The organism is Paraburkholderia sp. BR14320 (assembly GCF_040948665.1).
GTDB classification, from domain to species: Bacteria; Pseudomonadota; Gammaproteobacteria; order Burkholderiales; family Burkholderiaceae; genus Paraburkholderia; species Paraburkholderia youngii.
This window is the reverse complement of sequence record NZ_JBFPKG010000043.1, coordinates 22,288-40,196: the sequence shown is the minus strand read 5'-3', so window position 1 is coordinate 40,196 and position 17,909 is coordinate 22,288. Positions and strand designations below refer to the sequence as shown.

Below are 17,909 nucleotides of genomic sequence, written 5' to 3'. Positions count from 1 at the left end.
TTGGATTGTCGTAAGTCATTGAGTCCGTTCACGCTACAGTCATCGTGTGCGCGACCGGCACGCGCCGCATGGCCACCAGGTAAAGCGCGGCACCGATCAGTGCGGCCAACCCGCCGGTGAGGGCCAGCGCCACGCCCAGGCTGTTGTCGGTGTGCCCGAGGTGCTCGTTCAGGAAGCCGACGGCCAGGGGACCGACGCCTCCGCTGATCGCGTTGGTCATGAACACGAGCAGTGCCAGCGAGCGCCCACGCATGCGGTTCGGCACGGCGATCTGCAGCGGCACGGGCGCAAGACCCATCGCGATGCTCGCCGCGAACGCACAGGTGCCATACAGCACGACCGCAACCCTGCTGTCGGCGACAAGCGGCATCGCAATCGCAGCCGGCACGAGCGCAGCAACCGCGGCGGCGGAGAAGCCCAGCACTCTGCGCAAGGTACTTTCGTCAGTCACGCGCGTCGAGAGCACGCCCGCGCACGCGATACCGAGTGTCCCGCCGATCATGTAAGCCGGTGCGGCCATTTGGCCCACCGTCTTCGGCGCGAGGTGAAAATGCCGCATCAGCAAAGTCGGAAACCATGCCGAGTGAGAGTAAAACACCGTGATCAGCACGACGTAAGCCGCAAAGTAGGGCAGACAGAAGCGATTGCGGACGAACAGTTCGACGATGACATGCCGCAGGGACGGCACGGCATCTTCCGCTCTTGTCGCATGATGCAGCGTCTCCAGGCGGACCGGTTCGCGAACCGAGAATGCCACCAACGCGGCCAACACGAGCCCGGGCAGTCCGACCGCGACGAACACCATTTGCCACGGTTCAAAGCCATGCGCCGCGAGCCATGCAATGTTGTCGCCATGGGCGGCGGACAACAGCATGCCGCCGCCGAACAACGCGACGCCGCCTCCCACATACGGCCCGAGCATGAAGACACTGCTCGCGCGCGCCACCCGCCGCGGTGGGAAGATGTCGCTGAAAATCGACAGTGCAGCCGGGCTCAGTCCCGCCTCGGCGATCGCGGTCCCGGCGCGGGCGATGAGCAGTTCGGAAAAGCTCGAAGCGAATCCGCATGCCATCGTCGAGACAGCCCAGATCGCAATGCAAGCGGCGATCAACCTGACCCGGTTGGTTCGATCGACGAGCCGCGCGACGAAGACACCCGCCGTCGCATAACACATCGTGAACGAAAGACCCTGCAGCAACCCGATTTGCGTATCGGTGAGCGCGAGCGACTGCTTGATCGGCTGGACGAGAATGCTGACGATCTGCCGATCCAGATACGAGAACGCGAAGCAGGTGAAGAACAGCAGCACGATGTAGACGGGGTATCGCACGGCGTTTGGAGCTGGCCGGGCTGCGTTTTCGTCCGGCTGGGTCAAAGTGGGATAAGCGCTCATACACTGTCTCCGGAGGATGAGTCGGTGAATCGTCAGTCGCAGTCGTTCTTTGTGTTTTCTGCTCAATTTGCATCGGCATCCGCGGCCAGCAATGCGAGGCAGTCGCCGGGTTCCACGCGCGCAAAAGTGCGGATGCACATGACCGTGGCGTCCGCGCGGAAGCGGATCTCCAGCGGCGCTTGCCAAGGCCGGTGCGGATCGAAGAGACGTCCCGCGATCTGACCTTCGCGAACGCGGTCGCCGAGCGCGAAAGCGGGTTCGAACACGCCCGCAATTGGCGAGTACACATAGTGGCGTGCGCCCTCCACACGAAGAAAACGTGTCTCGCCCGCAGGCGATGGATGCTCTTCAGGTGTCATGCCGAGCCGATGCAGGACACGGCGGAGTCCGCTCTCGACGATAGCGAGATTGGCCGCGTCGCACCCGGCGTGGCCGCCGAATTCGCCGCACAGGAAGAGCTTGCCGTGGCGTTCAGCGGCCGCCGCGAAAGTGCGATCCTCGCCGAGCAGATCCATGATCATCGTGTTCGGTGCCCCGAACGCGCGCACGAGATCGAGATAGAGCTCGCGCCGCTCGCCCTCGGCGGGCGGTGACGCGAGAAGCGTGGGAGCATGGTCGAACGACGCGCCGCCGGCGTGAAGATCGATCACGATATCACTGCGCGGAAGCAACTCCGTTTCGGCGTAATGCGCGATCATCTCGGTCGGCCGCCCATTGCGCGCGCCCGGGAAAAGCCGGTTCAGATTGCCGCGATCGATCGGGGACGTGCGCGAGCCGTTGATGAAGGCTGGGAAATTCAGCGCGGGGATCACGATGAGGCGGCCGCGTATCGTCATCGACGGCAGCCGCTGCAATAGCTTGATCAGCGCGACGGGGCCTTCGTATTCGTCGCCGTGGTTGCCGCCCGTGAGCAGAACCGTCGGGCCTGTCCCCGGGCCGGCGTTGAGTACGGCGAGCGGGATGGGGATGTGCCCGTAAGCCGAGCGGTCGTGCGACCAGGGCACTCTGAGCGTGCCGGTCTGGAAACCCGTGCGCTCGAAATCGACGTCGGTGGCGATAAGCGATGGAAGAGTGGACATGGTGCGATCCGTAAGTAACGAGGCCACGCCCCGGTTGTCCTTACTATCGCCCGCGATAAAGCGTCTGACCAATGCCGTTTTCCGCTCGGCTGATGCCTTCAAGGCATCGCTGGCTACGCTTTCGTCCGCGCGTTACTACGGCAAGGTGCCGCTTACCTGAGACGGTCGAGGAATCGGGCCAGAGCCGCGTTTGCTCCGTTTGCGGCGTAGCAGAATTCGAGTGGCAACGGCACCGACAAATCTTTCAAATCGACGAAACGCACGCGTGCCGGGGGACGATCGCGATTCGCCGCATTCACGATCGCGGCCCCCATGCCCGCGGACACCAGCGAAAGAATGGCCGTTTCGGTGCTGGCCTCCTGCCGGATGTCGAGCGTCAGGCCACGCTCGGCGCACGCGGACAGCAGTCGGTCGTAGTACGCCGGGTAGACGCGTCGAGGAAACGCGATAAACGGGATGTCCCGGAGGTCCGTCGTCGAAACGGCCCCCGCCTTGCCGAGCGGCCATGCGTCGGGCACGGCCAGCACGACATTCTGTTCGAGCACGGGCACGCTCGCGATGCCTTCGGGAAGCACGCCGACCCGATAGCAGAAGCCGCCGTCGAGCCGTCCCGCTGCAATCGTGTCAAGTTGTTCCGGCGTATTCATCGGCTGCAGTTCGAGCGCCACTTGCGGCACTGCCTGCTCGAATTCGCGCAAAGCGCTGGAAACGATGCCGCTCCACGCTGCGTTTTCGACGAAACCGATACGCAGATGGCCACGCAAGCCGGAAGCAATTTGGCGGACGAGGCGATTGGCGGCGTCGACGCGGGCCAGAATTTCTCGCGCTTCGGATAGGTAGGCTTCTCCCGCAGCCGTGAGCATCAGGCCGCGTGGCGTGCGTTCGAACAGCGCCGCGCCGATGGCGCTTTCGAGGTCCTGAATTTGTCGGGATATCGCCGGCTGGGTCACGTGTAACTGTTCGGAAGCCGAGCGCACACTGCGCAATTCTGCGACAGCAATGAAATAGCGAAGATGCCGGAGTTCCATGGCGATATGGGACCAGGACATTGGAGTGCCATCGTAAACCATTGCATGCGTTGAATGGCTGCCCTGCGGAAATCGACGTAAGCCAGGCGCCTGGGGGCTCATGAAGCAGGAGCGGCCGGCGCGTGACGAACACCGGGATCAACCCGGAAGGCTGACTGTACACGGCAAATGTATGCTAACGACCGGCATCGAAATGGCGGGACCGGCCGTTGTGTGCTCGTAAGCCGCCGTCGCATTCCAGGCAACGCTACCGCCTGCTTCGTGTCGATCTGGAGCATTCCCTGACGGCCCGGGTTCGGCCATGAGACGTCGTTCGCCCCGGACGTGCGGCTGACATCCCGGTGTCGTCTTTGGATCAGCTTGCAGTCGCTCGCTCCCGCTAAAACGCACGTTCTCCCGACAGGCGCAGCCCAGGCTCGACCCTCCGTGACTTTACTGCTCAGGGCCGCAGCCTACAGTCGCGGCGAAGGTGACAAAGTCTGGGGAGACTGCAGGACAGGCAACGGCCAGCTTGACCTGCCGACCGCACGCAAGCGAAGCCCGCAGTCCTAGCTCGAGGGAGTCCAGGCCGTAGGAGACTCGATGCGAAGCAGAACCGCGCGACCGGCCATTCGGCTGGACATGCCCATACCCCACCCGGGATAGAATGGAGCATTTATAACAAGCTAATCGAGCGGGGGCAAGAAGGTGAATGCAAACACGGATGGCGCGGCGCAACGTTGGCCGCTTGGAGTTAGGGTTCAACTGCTTGGTGAAACCGCAACTGAAGGGGTTGTAACGATTCGACCCGGTATCACCACATTAGTCGGCCCGAACGGTAGCGGCAAGACTCGCGCCTTACGGGCCATAAAGACTGCACTGGATGCTACAAATTACATCAGCATTCATGGCCGGAAAACTCACTTCCTCGCAGCCGGACGCAGCGGTCCCCTTGAAAATTATCGTGCGGCACTTATCAACCCAGGTTCAATCGAGCAATCCGATGCGGCAGTCGGTCATATTCTTCACAAAAAGAACTGGTGGAATTTTGAGAGCGTCACAGGCAGCCTTCTCGCGCTCGACAGTCGCGCCGATCTACGCCTAAAAGTTGAAGCACGCCTCCAGCAGCTATTTGATCGCAGCGTACAACTTTCGTGGTCACAAAACGGGCTCAACATCCGACTCTCAGCGATGTCTGGCGGCGCTTCCTATGCGGCCAATCATGAAGCCAGTGGCATCCTCCAGCTGGTAGCACTGCTCGCGGCGATCCACAATGACGAGATTGGTGCGCTTCTAATCGACGAACCCGAGATTTCGCTGCACCCACAGCATCAAGCTTTTCTGCTCGAAGAAATGGAACGGGTAGCTGGAGATCCGTCAGACCATTCGCGAAAGGTGATCGTGATTGCGACTCATTCGGCATCTCTGCTCCCCCTGCGTGAGCTAAGCGAACTGCCCTTTTTTTCGTTCTTCAACTCAGCACGTCAACCGCCGACGCAAGTTCCCGATGATGCGGACATCCTCAAACGAAACAAGTTAGCGGCGTTGGTCGCTCGACTCAGCACCACGCACCGCATGGCGATGTTTGCTGAACGTGTACTGTTGGTCGAGGGACCCAGCGACGAGATCATCGCAACGCAGCTTGCGCGCTCCCTCGACTTGAGGTTGCTTGCGCGCAACGCACAAATTCTACCAGTCACCGGCAAGGGAGAATTTGTTGAAGCAGCAAAACTATTTCGTTTGATGAATAAGCAAATTGCGGCACTCGCGGATCTCGATGCCCTAGCAGACGACAACGGGCTTGTTCGCAGTTTCAGTGAACTGCCTCAAGCCACCGCAATCGCCGATCGACTCGGCCGAACGAGCCTAGCGGATCTCGACAATGACTTACGGACCGCTTTGGAAACGTTCATGTCCACGCATCAATCCGCAGTCGATGCGGCAGCCGCGCTCTATCCCGATTGGTCGAGCAAAGAGTCGAGTGCGCTTGCTAAACGGAGGGTAACGCTGGCGCGGCTGCTAACTAAGCCAGAAAGCTTCGGTGATGCCGCTGCCGATGCGGCAAGCCTGTTTACTCGATATAACGCGCTACTTGGTGCGCTCGCCGAGCTTGGGTGTTTTTTCCTGCGACGAGGTGCTGTCGAAAATTATTATCGAACAGGCACACTAGGCCGTGCGAAACCCGAGCTTGCTGCCGAGGAAGCTGCCGGGTTCGAGGCAATCAGCATCGAGGATTTGAAGCGGGATTATGAACACATCATCTCGGCCCTTTCGCATATTGCACCGAACCAACGTGTCGATGAAGATCAATTGCTACGCCCTAAACTCGGCGCGGCGTTGACAGCAGCATTTTTAGGTATGAACCACGGAAGCTCGGACGAACTGCTAAATACGCTCGCCAAGACGACGATAGGCACCGACGCTGACGTCTTCAAATTATTTAATGGTTCAACGCAGGATGATCTACGCATCAAGGTGCAGATCGCTTCGCCGCTATTCCAGCGTAATGCCTTTCCCTTCGAGGTTAGCAATAATGACAATCTCAATATCGTTGTCCCTACCAAGCTGCCTGGCATCAAAAAGGGATAGCCTGTCGGTCTAACGCTGAGACGCATACCGGCACTGACGGAGAAGCCGAGCAACCACGTGCTACCAAGCATGGTAGAACAAGCGGCAGGTTAACAACCCACACCGGCCGCTCGCTTCTTTGCATCCCGACTGCCCGCTTCGGGTCAAACTGAGCCGGACGTGTCGGACCGGGTTCGGCCATCTTCGGCTGCTCCCCTACACGTTGAATGGACATTGGGCCGTTGCCTTCACCCTCGCCAAGAGACATTCGCGCGCGGACAGCGACCGCCTCGGACGTCGGTTGATCCTATGTCGAATCTATGCGCAAACTGGCGCGATCAGCGGTACTCCGCGCATCGCGCGATGTAATCCTCCTGATACGAGTCCTCGCGATTGAGCGCTATACGGTCTGCACTGCCACGTCGCCCACAACAGTCTGGTCTCGCCGCTGAGCTGACGACGACGCAGAATCGCGCAGTGAGTGGGTTGCTTCGTGACTGAACAGAAGAGTGACGATTTCGTGTGTCGGTACGCTGGTCATGAGCGTAGCCACTTTTCCGGGGCGAAACCAGCGGCACCGCAGTATTTCATCGCTCGGTTCCGGCCGGGCATCTTCAGGCAAGATTAGAAAAAACACGTGGTGTCGTTTGTTCAGGCCGCCGAACTGGAACAGGTACCCCAGCTCGTGACCCACGAGCGTCGTTTCCTCAATGAGCTCGCGCTGAGCAGCTTCGACCGGCGACTCGCCGCGCCGGATCGTACCTCCGGGCAGCGACCACCTCGTTCGCCCCCGCTCTACGAGGAGAATTCTTTCTCGCTGCCAGCACACGACGGTTGCTCTCTCTTTCATGCTTCCAGGCCTCAGTACAGCTTCGGTATTCTTCTGCCGAATTGGAACGACGTTTAGGACTCTGGCTCCAGCCAACAACCGTCCTTCACAAAGCAGCAGCAACGGGCGCGCCCAATACTCCCTGACCGGACACCTGCATATCGGGCATCGTGTTCTACCGAGGAGAAAAAAGATGGAAACGCGCTCGTCGCCTGAAATCGCGCACCGCCCGGCATCCTTGTCGTGGCCAGCACGCTTTCCGTTCCGGCTACCCGCTAACGCGCTTACCTCGACGAGCCCTGGCGTGTGCTGCCCCGGCTGCCGACTGCGGAACTATCGATGTCTGTGCCTGATTTCCAGGCCGGCGTAGACAGCCAGAAAAGGCGCCGACAAGCATTGCAGCCATCGCGAGCGATTCATCAATGGAATTGCCGGGTTTCGATGATTACACATAGATCCAGATGCCGATCCCAGCCACCATCAGGAAAATCCCCGTAATCAGCCCCCAAACCGGCCCGGGCGAATCGGACTTCATTCTGTGAGACATTTTCATAGCACTACCTCCCCGACACACTGACTGTCCACCGCGCGAACTTCATGAAGCTCACAACGGGATGCCGCACGTGCGGACGCGGCTGTCGGGACTTCGCGCCACTGCTGTGCGCTTCTCAACCATCGAGGGCCTCGCGCTCAAGTCGGTCGCGCGAAATGTGACGGACATCCTTACCCTTGGCAACATAGATGACAAGTTCTGCCAGGTTCTTTGCATGGTCACCGATCCGCTCGATGGCCGACGCGATGGACACGTAGTCGAGTGCGGAAGTGATGATGCGGGGATTCTCCGCCATGAATGTTGGCAGCTTGCGCACGAATGCGCGGTACTGCTCATCGATCGCCTCATCCTCACTCATGATCCGGGCTGCCTCAACCGAATCGAGCCGCGCGAATGCAGCGAGCGCGTTGTGAAAGATGGTTCCCGCCATCTGACCGGACGACCGGATTTCCGCGATATTCATGCTCCTGCCCGCAGTGTCATCCGCGATTCTGCGCGTCCGCTTTGCGATCTTGCGCGCTTCGTCGCCTGCGCGCTCGAGATTGCTGATCCCCTTTGAGAAGGCCAACAGTCGACGCAGATCAGACGCGATGGGCTGGCGCCGGGCAATGATGTTGCTGCACTCGGCATCGATCTCGACTTCCATCGCATTGAGTCGACGCTCCTCGCTAACCACCTTCTCGACCAGACCCATGTCGAAGCGGCTGAGCGCCTCCATCGCATTGGCCAATTGGGACTCAACCAGCCCACCCATTTCGAAAAATCTCGACGATAGGTGTTCCAGGTCGGCATCGAACTGGCTGGAAATGTGTTTGTCTGGCATAGAAAACCTCCTCTTGCCAGAATGACGATAAACTGTTTGTACGGTTTGTCAAACCTGAAAGAATCGTGAAGCCAAAGGCTACCAGGAACAGAAGCGGCAAGCGGGCGCATGTATCGCCGGACCACAGTGCCAACGAGGCAGCGGCCGGCGGGAAGTCAGTCCAGACTGCGCAAACCCAACGTGTTGCGGCCAAGCCACAGTCCCGGAAGGCGATGCCTGTTGAAGCGCCTTCTGCGCCCGCTGTCCGGGACCGCAGGGAGCATGTCAAAGAGGAAAAGGTCGTGCGCGACACCTTCACGATGCCGAGGAAGGACTACGAGCAACTCGCGGTACTCAAGCAGCGGTGCCTCGATGCGGGCCTGGCCGTGAAGAAGAGCGAGCTCGTCCGTGCAGGGCTACTTCTGCTGGCATCTGAGCCGACGAAACGTCTTCTTGCGGCCGTCAAGGCGGTCGAACCGGTCAAGACCGGCCGGCCACCGAAATCGAAGTGAGCCGCGCTCGCGGCCTAACAGGTAGCGCCCCTGTGCGGGCTCGCCTGTGTCCGCCTGCGTGCGAAGGAATCGAACAGGTAACGGTCGGGTCTTGACGAGTCAAATCAGTGCCGGTCATGGCAGAACAGATCATCGACGAGTTTGCACGCGGCGCTGTATCCACCCATGAGCGCGTCAGCCTCGGTTGCGAAGGGACGACCGCGCGCTTCGCCAAAGCGCAACGATGAAAACACGGCTACGTGACTCGCAGCCTGAAATATCCTGACGATAGCAACGTACCCTGGCCGCGTTGGCTCGCGCCTGTTCGGTCCGATGCTGAAATCGGACTCGACAGAGATATCGAGCATGAAGCCTTCATAGTCGTAGCTTCGGGTCATGACTGTCTCTCTGCCTTATTTCTCGCGTCGACATTCGCGCACGCCCGACATGGCTTCGAGGCGCGTGCATATCGTCGAGAACTCGCCCGCGTTCACCCGCGACAGGGCAATCTGCACATCGTCGAGATCGGCGTCATCCTCCGACTGCTTCGCCAAAGGCCAGCCTTACTGACCCACTTCCTTGATGGTCAATGCATTCTTGACAGAGGTCACGCCGGCAACGCCTTGAGCGACCTGAGTGGCCTTGTCGACCTGCGAGGAATCCGGAACGGTGTCTTCCAGCGTTACCGCGCCACCGCGAGCGCGAATCACAATATTTTCCGGCCTGATGTCCTTCGCGTGATCCAGCGCGGCACGCACTTTCTTTGCCAATGCGTAGTTGGCCTGCTTCGACGATTGCGGTGACTACCTTTACGCAGTGCGTCAATGCTAAAGACATTGGGGTGTGGGACCGATTTCGCGAAGCCTAAGTCACAACACAACTTCCCACGGCTGCCTGCGGGCAGGCAATGCGTTTCCAATTCTGGTTGGTCACCGCCCAAACTGCTGCACTGCTGGATTAAAGTTATTACCGCCTATCGTGAAGGGATATATGGCGACACCCACGCGGCGATACAACGTGCCACATACTCTGCATCTTTACCGCCGCTGAGTAGATGGTCAGCCCGATCCAGCGATATGAAACTTTTTGGATGTTTCGCCGCAAGGAAAATCTTTTGCGCCTGTTCAATGCTAACGGTATCGTCCAGAGGAGAATGGAAGACAAGTAATGCCCTCTTCAGCCTCGCGACTTTCTCTTCCAGCCGGTGTTCGTTAACGTCCTCGAGGAATTGACGCTTGATTGTGAAGTCCCTACCGGCAAGCTGTACCGTCAAGGTGCCGAGCCTTTCGATTGATTCGATGCTGTCCTTGAACAAGTGCTTAATATGCCGCACGTCGCCAGGAGCCCCGATCGTAACGACCGCTTTTGATTCCGGTATGTCGGAAGCCGAGGCTAAAACTGCAGCCCCACCCAGACTATGACCGATCAGTAAGATTGGTGCCTGATGTGCCCTCCTGAGGAAATCCGCTGCCGCCAGCAGGTCGCTAATGTTGGAGGAAAAGTTACTGTTGGAGAAATCGCCGTCGCTGTTACCAAGCCCTGTAAAGTCGAAGCGAAGTACGGCAATCGACTGCTCAGTCAGCGCCCGTGCGATCTTCGACGCGGACTTCAAGTCCTTACCGCAAGTAAAGCAATGCGCGAACAGCGCATATGCGACAGATTGGTCAGGAAGCTCAAGGAGTCCGGCCAGCAATTCACCCCGATCGTTCTCGAAAGAAACCTTCTGCTTCATCATCGCCGTGATCTCCTGGTCGCGACATCTCGGATGTCCGAGACGAAGTCTGAGGCTAGGGAAAAACCTGCGACGCACCGCGTCGACGGGCGCCGCGCGAATTGCAGGAGGAGGCTCAGCCCTTTGCCGCGCCGGCGACCGGCGCGCCCGTGTCATCGTCGCCCGCCTGCCCTAGCGCGGGCAGGTACCTGCCGAAGTTCAATTCGAAATCGCTCGGAACTCCGTAGGCCAGGGTCCGGAGCTTGGCGCGGCGGGCCTGCCCACTTGGCGAGGCCAGCGCCGGAAAGAACATGTCAATGCTCGACTGGATTTCGCTAGCCGCCGGCATTCCGCAACGATTGATCTGAGCTTTCGCCGCGCCGAGTGTTTCACGGTCGAAAGAGGCCAGGCGATGGGCCAGCGTATCGACAAAGGCGTCGAGAGCGTCATCTTCCAACGTGCGGTTTACCCAGCCGTAGCGTTCGGCTATGTCGGCGTCGAAGTCGTCGGCGCTGAGAACAAACTCAAGTGCCCGCGACCGACCGACCAGGCGCGGGAGCCATTCCAGTGCTCCGCCTCCCGGAACCAGACCAACCCCGACCTCGGGGTTGCCAAATATGGCACTCTGCCTGCTGGCAAAGCGCATATCGCAGGCCAGAACAAACTCGTTCCCGATGCCGCGCGTGCGGCCGCGAATCTTTGCAATGCTTACCACTGGCGATGACGCGAGTCGCAGGACGAAGTCGCGCCAAAGACCCAACACATCTGGCCGTTCGGCCGCCTTAGCTACATCAAGATGGGCGACGAAAAAATCTGGATTCGCCGACTGGAAGACAACGACCTTCACGGACGGGTCCGAGTCGAGGTCGGCCATTACTGTTCCCAATTCGACGATCGTCGCAGGAACAAACATGTTGATCGGCGGGTTGCTGAAGGTGATCGTCCACCGGCCCGGACTGCTGAGGTCGATGTCGAACTGTGAGGCGTCAGGCATGGTGCTTCTCCTACGGGGATGGGTAGACCAGCGTTGCGCTCAAGGGAATCTCAGGTCGCGGCGGCATACACGTCGGGAACCTCTACTGCACAGAAAAGCCGGCTCAAGAAACCGCCCTCATCTCTGCGACCACGGTCGGGATGAGTTCAGATACGGTGGGGTGGATCGGGACTGCGTGCTGGAGGGTCGTATACGGGAGGCCTGCGTTTATCACGTCGAGGAGACCGTGGATGGCCTCGTCGCCACCAGTACCCAGGATGGCCGCACCGAGGATTCTCGAGGTCTGTGCGTCAACGACCACTTTCATGAAACCCTTTGTCTCGCCCTTCTCCACGGCGCGCCCGACACGGGTCATAGGCCGGTGCCCGACCAGCAGCGGTCGGCCGCTCGCCCGCGCCTGGGTCTCGGTCATGCCGACGCGGCCCAGGGGCGGATCGATGAACAGGGCGTAGGCCGGGATCCGCTGGCTCACCCGGCGTGCCTCGCCATCAAGCTCGTTGGCCGCAACGATCTCGAAGTCGTTGTAGGCCGTATGTGTGAAGGCCCCCCGGCCGTTGCAATCACCGAGTGCCCAGATACCGGGCACGCTGGTCGCGAGCTGATCGTCGACGCGGATGTAGCCGCGCGCGTCGGTCGCGACTCCGGCCTCGTCGAGCCCGAGGTCGTCCGTGTTGGGCCGACGCCCCACGGCCAGGAGGACGTGGCTGCCCACGATCTCCGGTTCGCCGTCCGTGCAGTTGACCCCGACGGCAACGCCTGCCGCATGCGGGGCGAAACGAATGCATTGGGCACCGGCCCGCACGGTGATGCCCTCGCACTCGATAAACTCCCTGATCGCAACCGAGACCTCTTCGTCTTCACGCATAACGAGGCGCGGCGATTGCTCCACGACAGTCACCCTTGCGCCGAACCGGCGGTACATCTGAGCGAACTCCAGTCCGATATAACTTCCGCCGATTACGACCAGATGCTCAGGCACGCGGTCGAGCGCCAGCATTGACGTATTGGTCAGAGTGCTTACCTGATCGATGCCCGGAAGATTCGGGACAATCGCGCGCCCGCCGACATTGACGTAAATGCGCGGCGCGCGGAGGTATTCGTCACCCACCACAACCGTGTCCGGCGACTCGAAGCGAGCGGAGCCCTGTAGCACCGTACACCCCTTCATGCCGCGCAGCCAGCGCTCGACGCCCGTGCGCGCGTTGCGCGAGACTTCGTCGGCACGCGCCTTCACCCGCGCCATGTCGATCCGGGCGGGACCATCCAGCACGACACCATATTCAGCGCCGCGCCGCGCCAGGTGCGCGGCATAGGCACTGGCCACGAGTGTCTTGGTCGGCATGCAGCCGGTGTTCACGCAGGTTCCCCCGAAGAGCTTGCGCTCGACGAGCGCGACGGTCATTCCGGCATCGGTCAGCCGGCCCGCGAGGGATGGACCGGCCTGCCCGGCCCCGATGATGATTGCGTCGAAATCGCTCGTCATTGGCGACCTTCCGTTGAGAAGCTATGCGCAGTAGTGACAGGTCCTGGACCTTTTCAAGCAACCGCAGCCGCGAGGTTTCGCCCCTCCGCGTTACGAAAGCGTTCGTCGCAGGTGCCTGCTCACAAAGGCAATTCCTTGCCTGCCTGCTCACTAACCATGTACTGCGCGTACCACTCGGGCCAATTCTCATCGCGTTGGCCTCCGGTCCGCTTCTCGTGCTCGCCATGCGCCGCCTCCGCCCGTCGGAACGCCGCCGCGAGATCCGCAGTTGAGGTGAAGGTGATGGCGTCTGTGTCCACACGACCGGCCGCTCGGTGAGTGAGTTCCTGAAGCAGCCAGCCATTGCCGTCTGGATCGCTGAACGAGGCGAACGAGCGGTAGCTCCGACGCTCAGGGTCTGGACCGCTAACCCGGATCCGCCCGAACAGATAGGGCTCATCCGAGCCGGCGTACACGCCAGCGGCGTCGTGGAACACTTCGCTCGTCTCCACCCCTCGACCCAGCAGTTCCTTGCAAGCCGCCTCGACGTCGGAGACGATCAAGTACAGTCCTTGGGCGGAGCCAGGCGTTGCCGCGGTGACGTTCTTGCCGAAGATGACCGAGCACCCGGAACCGGGCGGCGTGAACTGGATCACGCGGAAGTTGCCATCGTCGGAGGCGTAGTCGGCGTCAAGCCTCCATCCCAAGCCGTCATAAAACTGCTTGGCGCGATCGACGTCCGAAACAGGAACTACGATGACCTCGAGCTTCATGTCTACACCGCGCACGTTATGAGTCTCGACTGCAGCGCTGCTCATGTGAACCTCCGATTGCCAGGACTGCAACGCGGCCTTTGAGATTGACGACAGCAACTCTCGACGATGAGGGCTGGATGGAATTTGGGCAGGATCGACTGCGGCGAATCATCGCTTAAATCGGTGTTCAGCGCCGGCGCGGTCGGCTCGACCCTCAGGCCTGGACATCTGCATCTAGCCGTCGACGATCGGGCCTGGCATTCGGTTGACGCCAGCATCGACGCACACGCAAAGCCCCCTGCGCTGGCAACACCCGCCGTCGCAGGCCTGAGTGCTATCGTAGGTCAGCACAATTACGAAAACCTATCAGCATGACCCTACCCGTCAAATCTTGCTCCTCGACAGGCTACGGTCAAAAGCCTCATGACTCTCGATGGCAGCGCGCGGAAGATGAGACGTTTGCTATCGCAGCATGCTTTCGAAGAATCAGCCTCAAAAGGTGTTCAGTGAAGGGCACGCGCCCCCGCAAAGAGACACGTGCCCATGCGGATCACGCCGCGACGATGTTCGTGCTGATCTCGATGTTGCCGCGCACAGCCTTCGAGTACGGGCAGATCTGATGGGCCAGGTGCGCGATCTTCTCGACGACTTCCTTTTGCACACCCGGCACGTGGATGTCGAACTGGGCGCCGAGGAACCACGCAGCACCGGTCTGCCCGATGTTCACCCGGATGCCCACGGAATAGTCGGGCGGCAGCGTGACCTTCCTCAGCTGGGCCGCCATCCCGAACACGGTGGTGTAACAGGCCGACCAGGCGCCAGCAAACAGCTGCTCGGCTCGCGGGTGCGGCTCGGTGCCGATGTAATCGAGATCCTCAACGCCGGGTGCTGTCAGCTTGAGGTCATAGACGCCATACTCGCCGCTCTGGGCATCGGGGTCGCGATTGACCGTGGCGTGGGAGTTGCCTGCAGCGAGGACTTTTTCGATCTTTTCCATGATGGATGGATTCCTGTGTATAAGGTAATAAAACCTTTTATCTCGTGTCCGATGTAATCGTATGCGATTTACTTATCAAGCCGTGACGACGTTCAGGCCAACCTCGATGTTACCGTGCACGGCCTTCGAGTACGGGCAGATCTGATGGGCGCGGTTCGCAAGTGCCTCGACGACTTCCGCTGCCAGACCCGGCGCGCGGATGGTGAACTGGGCGCCGAGACTAAACCCGTTACCGACCGTGCCGATACTGACCTGGATGTCCACGGAATAGTCGGACGGCAGCGCGACCTTCCTCATCGAGGCCGCAATCTCGAACGCGCTGATGTAACAGGCCGACCACGCGCCCGCAAACATCTGCTCGGCTCGCGGATGCAGTTCGGTGGCGATGAAATCGCGGCTTTCGCCGTTGGGCGCCGACAGCTTGAGGTCGAGCACGCCGTGCTCACCGCGCTGGGCATCGGGGTCGTGATTGACCGTGGCGTGGGAGTTGCCTGAGAAGAGGACTTGGTCGATCTTGGTCATGGGGTTCCTGTTTGGTTAAAGGTGTCAAGCACCTTAGATCGCATGCGATGTAATCGCTTGCGTCGAATAATGGAGAAAGACGAGCCCGATGTCAATCGAAAAAGATTTAATCGCATACGCCTCGTCGATAGCATGAATGTGGATCCGCTGCTGGCCAGCCCGATGCCGCCTGTCTGTTGCGGCTTCGTACGGGCCGCGCGCTATCTTGTCCGCCACCGGAGAGCAGGTCAATTCTGGCGCGTCGCCGGGGTCAATGACGCGCCCACCCGGCACGCTCTGCGGTTCGCTGGACAGCGTACCGAAGAAGGGTCAGCTTCCGGCGGATCGTCCGAAAAGCCGTGTCTCTCTTGACGATATGATTATCATAGTTATATTCTTCCCGCACCATCTTCGATGCGTGAGGCGTCACGAATCGTCCAACAAACGCAACCCGGCGCCGACTGTGCAACGCGAATGCTTCATTCGCACACTGACCTAATGGAGTATTGAAATGTCCAACCCTGCATACGACGCGGACCGCACCGGACTGTTGCTGGTCGATCCGTACAACGATTTTCTCTCCGATGGCGGCAAGCTCTTTCCGATGCTGCGTGATATCGCCGCGGAAGTCCGTCTGCTCGACAATCTCCGCGCCGCGGTCAATACCGCACGAAAAGCAGGCGTTCAGGTCGTCTATGTCCCGCATCGCCGCTGGCAACCCGGCGACTACGACAACTGGGATCATCCGAACCCGACTCAACGCCTCGTGCAGAAGCGTCAAACGTTCGCCAGGGGCACGTGGGGTGGTGAGTGGCATCCCGACTTTGTGCCGCAGGAAGGCGACATCATCACTCACGAGCACTGGGGCCAAAGCGGCTTTGCTAACACTGACCTCGACTTCCAGCTCAAACAGCAAGGGATCACGCACGTGATCGTGGTCGGCCTGCTGGCGAATACCTGTATTGAGTCAACGAGCCGCTTTGCAATGGAACTGGGTTATCACGTCACACTCGTTCGAGACGCTACAGCGGCTTTCACCAAGGAAATGATGCGCGCCGCGCACGAACTGAATGGTCCCACGTTCGCCCATGAAATCCTGACGACGGCAGAGCTGGTTGCTGCACTTCCCGCCTGATCGAAAGGAACTCTCATGAAACTCACCGGTAATCTACTAATTGGTGCGCAGGAAGTCGCGGGGACGTCCGGCAGCATGAAGGCACTTAATCCGACATTGAATGTCGAGATTGAACCGACCTTCGCATTCGGCCGAATTGAAGAGGTTGATTGCGCATCACAACTCGCCGACGAGGCGTTCGATAGCTACACTCACACCAGCCTTATCGATCGCGCCGAATTCCTTGAGCGAATCGCCGACGGCCTCGACGTCATCACGCCGGAACTCGCGCGACGCGCGTCGCTCGAAACCGGCTTGCCGGTCGCGCAACTCGAAGGAGAGGCCGCGAAGTCTGCACTGCAGTTTCGTCAGTTCTCGACCGTCGTCCGTCAGGGGCGCTTCCGCCAGGCGACGATCGACCGTGCTCAACCGGAACGTCAGCCGCGCGCACGAATGGACCATCGGATGCAAAAAATCGGACTCGGCCCGGTCGCGATTTTTGGTGCGAGCAATTTCCCGATTTCCTATTCGGTCGCGGGCGGGGACACTGCGTCGGCGCTGGCTGCCGGCTGCACTGTCATCGTGAAGGCCCACAACGGGCACCCAGGCGCGTCTGAAATGATGGGTCGGGTGATCCAGCAAGCCGTGAAGGATTCGGGCTTCCATGAAGGCGTGTTTTCTCTGGTCCGCGGCGGTGGGAACGAAATCGGCGAGGCGTTGGTCGACCATCCGCTCATCAGGGGAGTCACCTTCACAGGGTCGGAAGGCGGTGGAATGGCACTGTTCCGGCGCGCCCAGCAGCGTCCAGACCCAATACCGGTCTTTACCGAAATGACGAGTGTGAATCCGACTTTCGTAATGCCAGCTGCGCTCGCTGCCCGGGGTGGCGTCATTGGCGATGGTTTCGCCGAACGCATGCTCGTTACCGTCGGTCAGGCATGCCTGAAGCCCGCCATCCTGCTCGCCATTGACGGGCCGGGTTACCTTGAACTGAAGGCGGCGATGATCTCCCGCGTCGAAGCAATGCAGGCGCGCACGATGTTGACGCCAGGCATTTTCACGGCTTATCGGAAGAACGTCGAACGCCAGAGCAACGCCGGGGCGAGGCGAATCGCAGCGGGCGGAGAGCCACAGGGTGCGTGGGACGGTCAATCGATTCTCTTCGAAATCGACGGGGCCCGGATGCTGGAGAATCCGGCTTTGTCGGAAGAGGTTTTCGGACCCGCGGCACTACTGGTGCGGGTGAGGGACCTCGAGCAACTGACCGCCATCGCCAAGCAGTTTCGGGGCCAGCTCTCGGCAACGATGCACATCGATCCCGCTGATCACACACTCGCCGCGCGCCTGCTGCCCCTTCTCGAACGTCGTACGGGACGGATCGTCGTCAATGCGTTTGCGCATCCACAAGAGGTGTCATATGCGTCGATCCACGGTGGCCCCTTCCCGGCAACTTCGGATAGCCGCTTTACCTCTGTCGGCATGACTGCGATCGAGCGCTTCCTGCGGCCTGTCTGCTACCAGGGATTTCCGGATGACCTGCTACCGGAAGCTTTGCGGCATAGCAACCCGTGCGGCATCTGGCGTCTGACTGACGGCGAGTTGTCCAAGGCCTGAACGGCCGCCTGCTTGAAAGTAGCGTGGCAGCAGCGCGTA

18 protein-coding genes are annotated in these 17,909 nt (G+C 60.3%); 4 read left to right on the top strand and 14 right to left on the bottom strand.

From position 1 onward, the window contains the following. Positions 1 to 28: 28 nt before the first annotated feature. The 3 genes from AB3X89_RS29765 to AB3X89_RS29755 form a co-directional block, all read right to left on the bottom strand. Complete coding sequence (locus AB3X89_RS29765; protein ID WP_368586475.1) at positions 29 to 1,393, bottom strand: MFS transporter; 1,365 nt, start codon at positions 1,391 to 1,393, stop codon at positions 29 to 31. A 62-nt stretch (positions 1,394 to 1,455) separates the two neighbouring features. Next, positions 1,456 to 2,472, bottom strand: a complete 1,017-nt coding sequence (locus AB3X89_RS29760; protein ID WP_368586474.1) for a succinylglutamate desuccinylase/aspartoacylase family protein — start codon at positions 2,470 to 2,472, stop codon at positions 1,456 to 1,458. 152 nt (positions 2,473 to 2,624) lie between these two features. Beyond that, positions 2,625 to 3,500 carry a LysR family transcriptional regulator gene (locus tag AB3X89_RS29755; RefSeq protein ID WP_368586495.1) on the bottom strand — a complete coding sequence of 292 codons (876 nt, stop codon included), beginning with the start codon at positions 3,498 to 3,500 and terminating at the stop codon, positions 2,625 to 2,627. 687 nt (positions 3,501 to 4,187) lie between these two features. Here AB3X89_RS29755 and AB3X89_RS29750 point away from each other — a divergent pair. Then, positions 4,188 to 6,068: an ATP-dependent endonuclease gene (locus tag AB3X89_RS29750; protein WP_368586473.1), complete on the top strand. Its 1,881-nt coding sequence runs from the start codon at positions 4,188 to 4,190 to the stop codon at positions 6,066 to 6,068. A 379-nt stretch (positions 6,069 to 6,447) separates the two neighbouring features. On the opposite strand, the gene AB3X89_RS29745 is transcribed toward AB3X89_RS29750, so the two are convergent. Then, positions 6,448 to 6,897, bottom strand: coding sequence for an NUDIX hydrolase (locus tag AB3X89_RS29745; protein ID WP_368586472.1), 450 nt, complete (start codon positions 6,895 to 6,897; stop codon positions 6,448 to 6,450). Between the two features lie 647 nt (positions 6,898 to 7,544). Beyond that, positions 7,545 to 8,252 (bottom strand): phosphate signaling complex protein PhoU, encoded by a 708-nt coding sequence (gene phoU, locus AB3X89_RS29740; RefSeq protein WP_368586471.1) that lies wholly within the window; start codon positions 8,250 to 8,252, stop codon positions 7,545 to 7,547. A 281-nt stretch (positions 8,253 to 8,533) separates the two neighbouring features. On the opposite strand from phoU, the gene AB3X89_RS29735 reads away from it, so the two are divergent. After that, entirely contained in the window at positions 8,534 to 8,743 is a 210-nt protein-coding gene (locus AB3X89_RS29735) for a hypothetical protein (protein WP_368586470.1), read from the top strand. Positions 8,744 to 8,847: 104 nt separating this feature from the next. On the opposite strand, the gene AB3X89_RS29730 is transcribed toward AB3X89_RS29735, so the two are convergent. From AB3X89_RS29730 to AB3X89_RS29690, 9 genes are all read right to left on the bottom strand, one after another. Then, positions 8,848 to 9,120 carry a hypothetical protein gene (locus AB3X89_RS29730; RefSeq protein WP_368586469.1) on the bottom strand — a complete coding sequence of 91 codons (273 nt, stop codon included), beginning with the start codon at positions 9,118 to 9,120 and terminating at the stop codon, positions 8,848 to 8,850. A 15-nt stretch (positions 9,121 to 9,135) separates the two neighbouring features. Further along, the gene (locus AB3X89_RS29725; protein ID WP_368586468.1) at positions 9,136 to 9,276 is read right to left on the bottom strand and encodes a hypothetical protein; all 141 of its coding nucleotides are present in this window, start codon (positions 9,274 to 9,276) and stop codon (positions 9,136 to 9,138) included. A gap of 9 nt (positions 9,277 to 9,285) precedes the next feature. Next, the gene (locus AB3X89_RS29720; RefSeq protein WP_368586467.1) at positions 9,286 to 9,492 is read right to left on the bottom strand and encodes a BON domain-containing protein; all 207 of its coding nucleotides are present in this window, start codon (positions 9,490 to 9,492) and stop codon (positions 9,286 to 9,288) included. 203 nt (positions 9,493 to 9,695) lie between these two features. After that, positions 9,696 to 10,457, bottom strand: coding sequence for an alpha/beta hydrolase family protein (locus AB3X89_RS29715; protein ID WP_368586466.1), 762 nt, complete (start codon positions 10,455 to 10,457; stop codon positions 9,696 to 9,698). Between the two features lie 112 nt (positions 10,458 to 10,569). Beyond that, on the bottom strand, positions 10,570 to 11,427 hold the full coding sequence (locus tag AB3X89_RS29710) for an enoyl-CoA hydratase/isomerase family protein (protein WP_368586465.1): 858 nt from the start codon (positions 11,425 to 11,427) through the stop codon (positions 10,570 to 10,572). 103 nt (positions 11,428 to 11,530) lie between these two features. After that, positions 11,531 to 12,910 (bottom strand): FAD-containing oxidoreductase, encoded by a 1,380-nt coding sequence (locus AB3X89_RS29705; RefSeq protein ID WP_368586464.1) that lies wholly within the window; start codon positions 12,908 to 12,910, stop codon positions 11,531 to 11,533. A 119-nt stretch (positions 12,911 to 13,029) separates the two neighbouring features. Continuing rightward, complete coding sequence (locus tag AB3X89_RS29700; protein ID WP_368586463.1) at positions 13,030 to 13,707, bottom strand: VOC family protein; 678 nt, start codon at positions 13,705 to 13,707, stop codon at positions 13,030 to 13,032. A 487-nt stretch (positions 13,708 to 14,194) separates the two neighbouring features. Then, positions 14,195 to 14,641 (bottom strand): Ohr family peroxiredoxin, encoded by a 447-nt coding sequence (locus AB3X89_RS29695; protein WP_368586462.1) that lies wholly within the window; start codon positions 14,639 to 14,641, stop codon positions 14,195 to 14,197. A gap of 75 nt (positions 14,642 to 14,716) precedes the next feature. After that, complete coding sequence (locus tag AB3X89_RS29690; protein ID WP_176107868.1) at positions 14,717 to 15,163, bottom strand: Ohr family peroxiredoxin; 447 nt, start codon at positions 15,161 to 15,163, stop codon at positions 14,717 to 14,719. A 490-nt stretch (positions 15,164 to 15,653) separates the two neighbouring features. Between AB3X89_RS29690 and AB3X89_RS29685 the strand changes: the two genes are divergently transcribed. Beyond that, positions 15,654 to 16,277: an isochorismatase family cysteine hydrolase gene (locus AB3X89_RS29685; protein ID WP_176379879.1), complete on the top strand. Its 624-nt coding sequence runs from the start codon at positions 15,654 to 15,656 to the stop codon at positions 16,275 to 16,277. Positions 16,278 to 16,292: 15 nt separating this feature from the next. After that, positions 16,293 to 17,870 carry an aldehyde dehydrogenase (NADP(+)) gene (locus AB3X89_RS29680; protein WP_368586461.1) on the top strand — a complete coding sequence of 526 codons (1,578 nt, stop codon included), beginning with the start codon at positions 16,293 to 16,295 and terminating at the stop codon, positions 17,868 to 17,870. Positions 17,871 to 17,909: the final 39 nt, after the last annotated feature.

Excerpts from the sequence above, each read along its gene's own strand:
- phoU (WP_368586471.1), bottom strand. The coding sequence starts at position 8,252 with ATGCCAGACAAACACATTTCCAGCCAGTTCGATGCCGACCTGGAACAC.
- AB3X89_RS29685 (WP_176379879.1), top strand. The coding sequence starts at position 15,654 with ATGTCCAACCCTGCATACGACGCGGACCGCACCGGACTGTTGCTGGTC.
- AB3X89_RS29755 (WP_368586495.1), bottom strand. The coding sequence starts at position 3,500 with ATGGAACTCCGGCATCTTCGCTATTTCATTGCTGTCGCAGAATTGCGC.
- AB3X89_RS29680 (WP_368586461.1), top strand. The coding sequence starts at position 16,293 with ATGAAACTCACCGGTAATCTACTAATTGGTGCGCAGGAAGTCGCGGGG.
- AB3X89_RS29695 (WP_368586462.1), bottom strand. The coding sequence starts at position 14,641 with ATGGAAAAGATCGAAAAAGTCCTCGCTGCAGGCAACTCCCACGCCACG.
- AB3X89_RS29705 (WP_368586464.1), bottom strand. The coding sequence starts at position 12,910 with ATGACGAGCGATTTCGACGCAATCATCATCGGGGCCGGGCAGGCCGGT.
- AB3X89_RS29765 (WP_368586475.1), bottom strand. The coding sequence starts at position 1,393 with ATGAGCGCTTATCCCACTTTGACCCAGCCGGACGAAAACGCAGCCCGG.
- AB3X89_RS29710 (WP_368586465.1), bottom strand. The coding sequence starts at position 11,427 with ATGCCTGACGCCTCACAGTTCGACATCGACCTCAGCAGTCCGGGCCGG.
- AB3X89_RS29700 (WP_368586463.1), bottom strand. The coding sequence starts at position 13,707 with ATGAGCAGCGCTGCAGTCGAGACTCATAACGTGCGCGGTGTAGACATG.
- AB3X89_RS29760 (WP_368586474.1), bottom strand. The coding sequence starts at position 2,472 with ATGTCCACTCTTCCATCGCTTATCGCCACCGACGTCGATTTCGAGCGC.
- AB3X89_RS29715 (WP_368586466.1), bottom strand. The coding sequence starts at position 10,457 with ATGATGAAGCAGAAGGTTTCTTTCGAGAACGATCGGGGTGAATTGCTG.
- AB3X89_RS29730 (WP_368586469.1), bottom strand. The coding sequence starts at position 9,120 with ATGACCCGAAGCTACGACTATGAAGGCTTCATGCTCGATATCTCTGTC.
- AB3X89_RS29745 (WP_368586472.1), bottom strand. The coding sequence starts at position 6,897 with ATGAAAGAGAGAGCAACCGTCGTGTGCTGGCAGCGAGAAAGAATTCTC.
- AB3X89_RS29690 (WP_176107868.1), bottom strand. The coding sequence starts at position 15,163 with ATGACCAAGATCGACCAAGTCCTCTTCTCAGGCAACTCCCACGCCACG.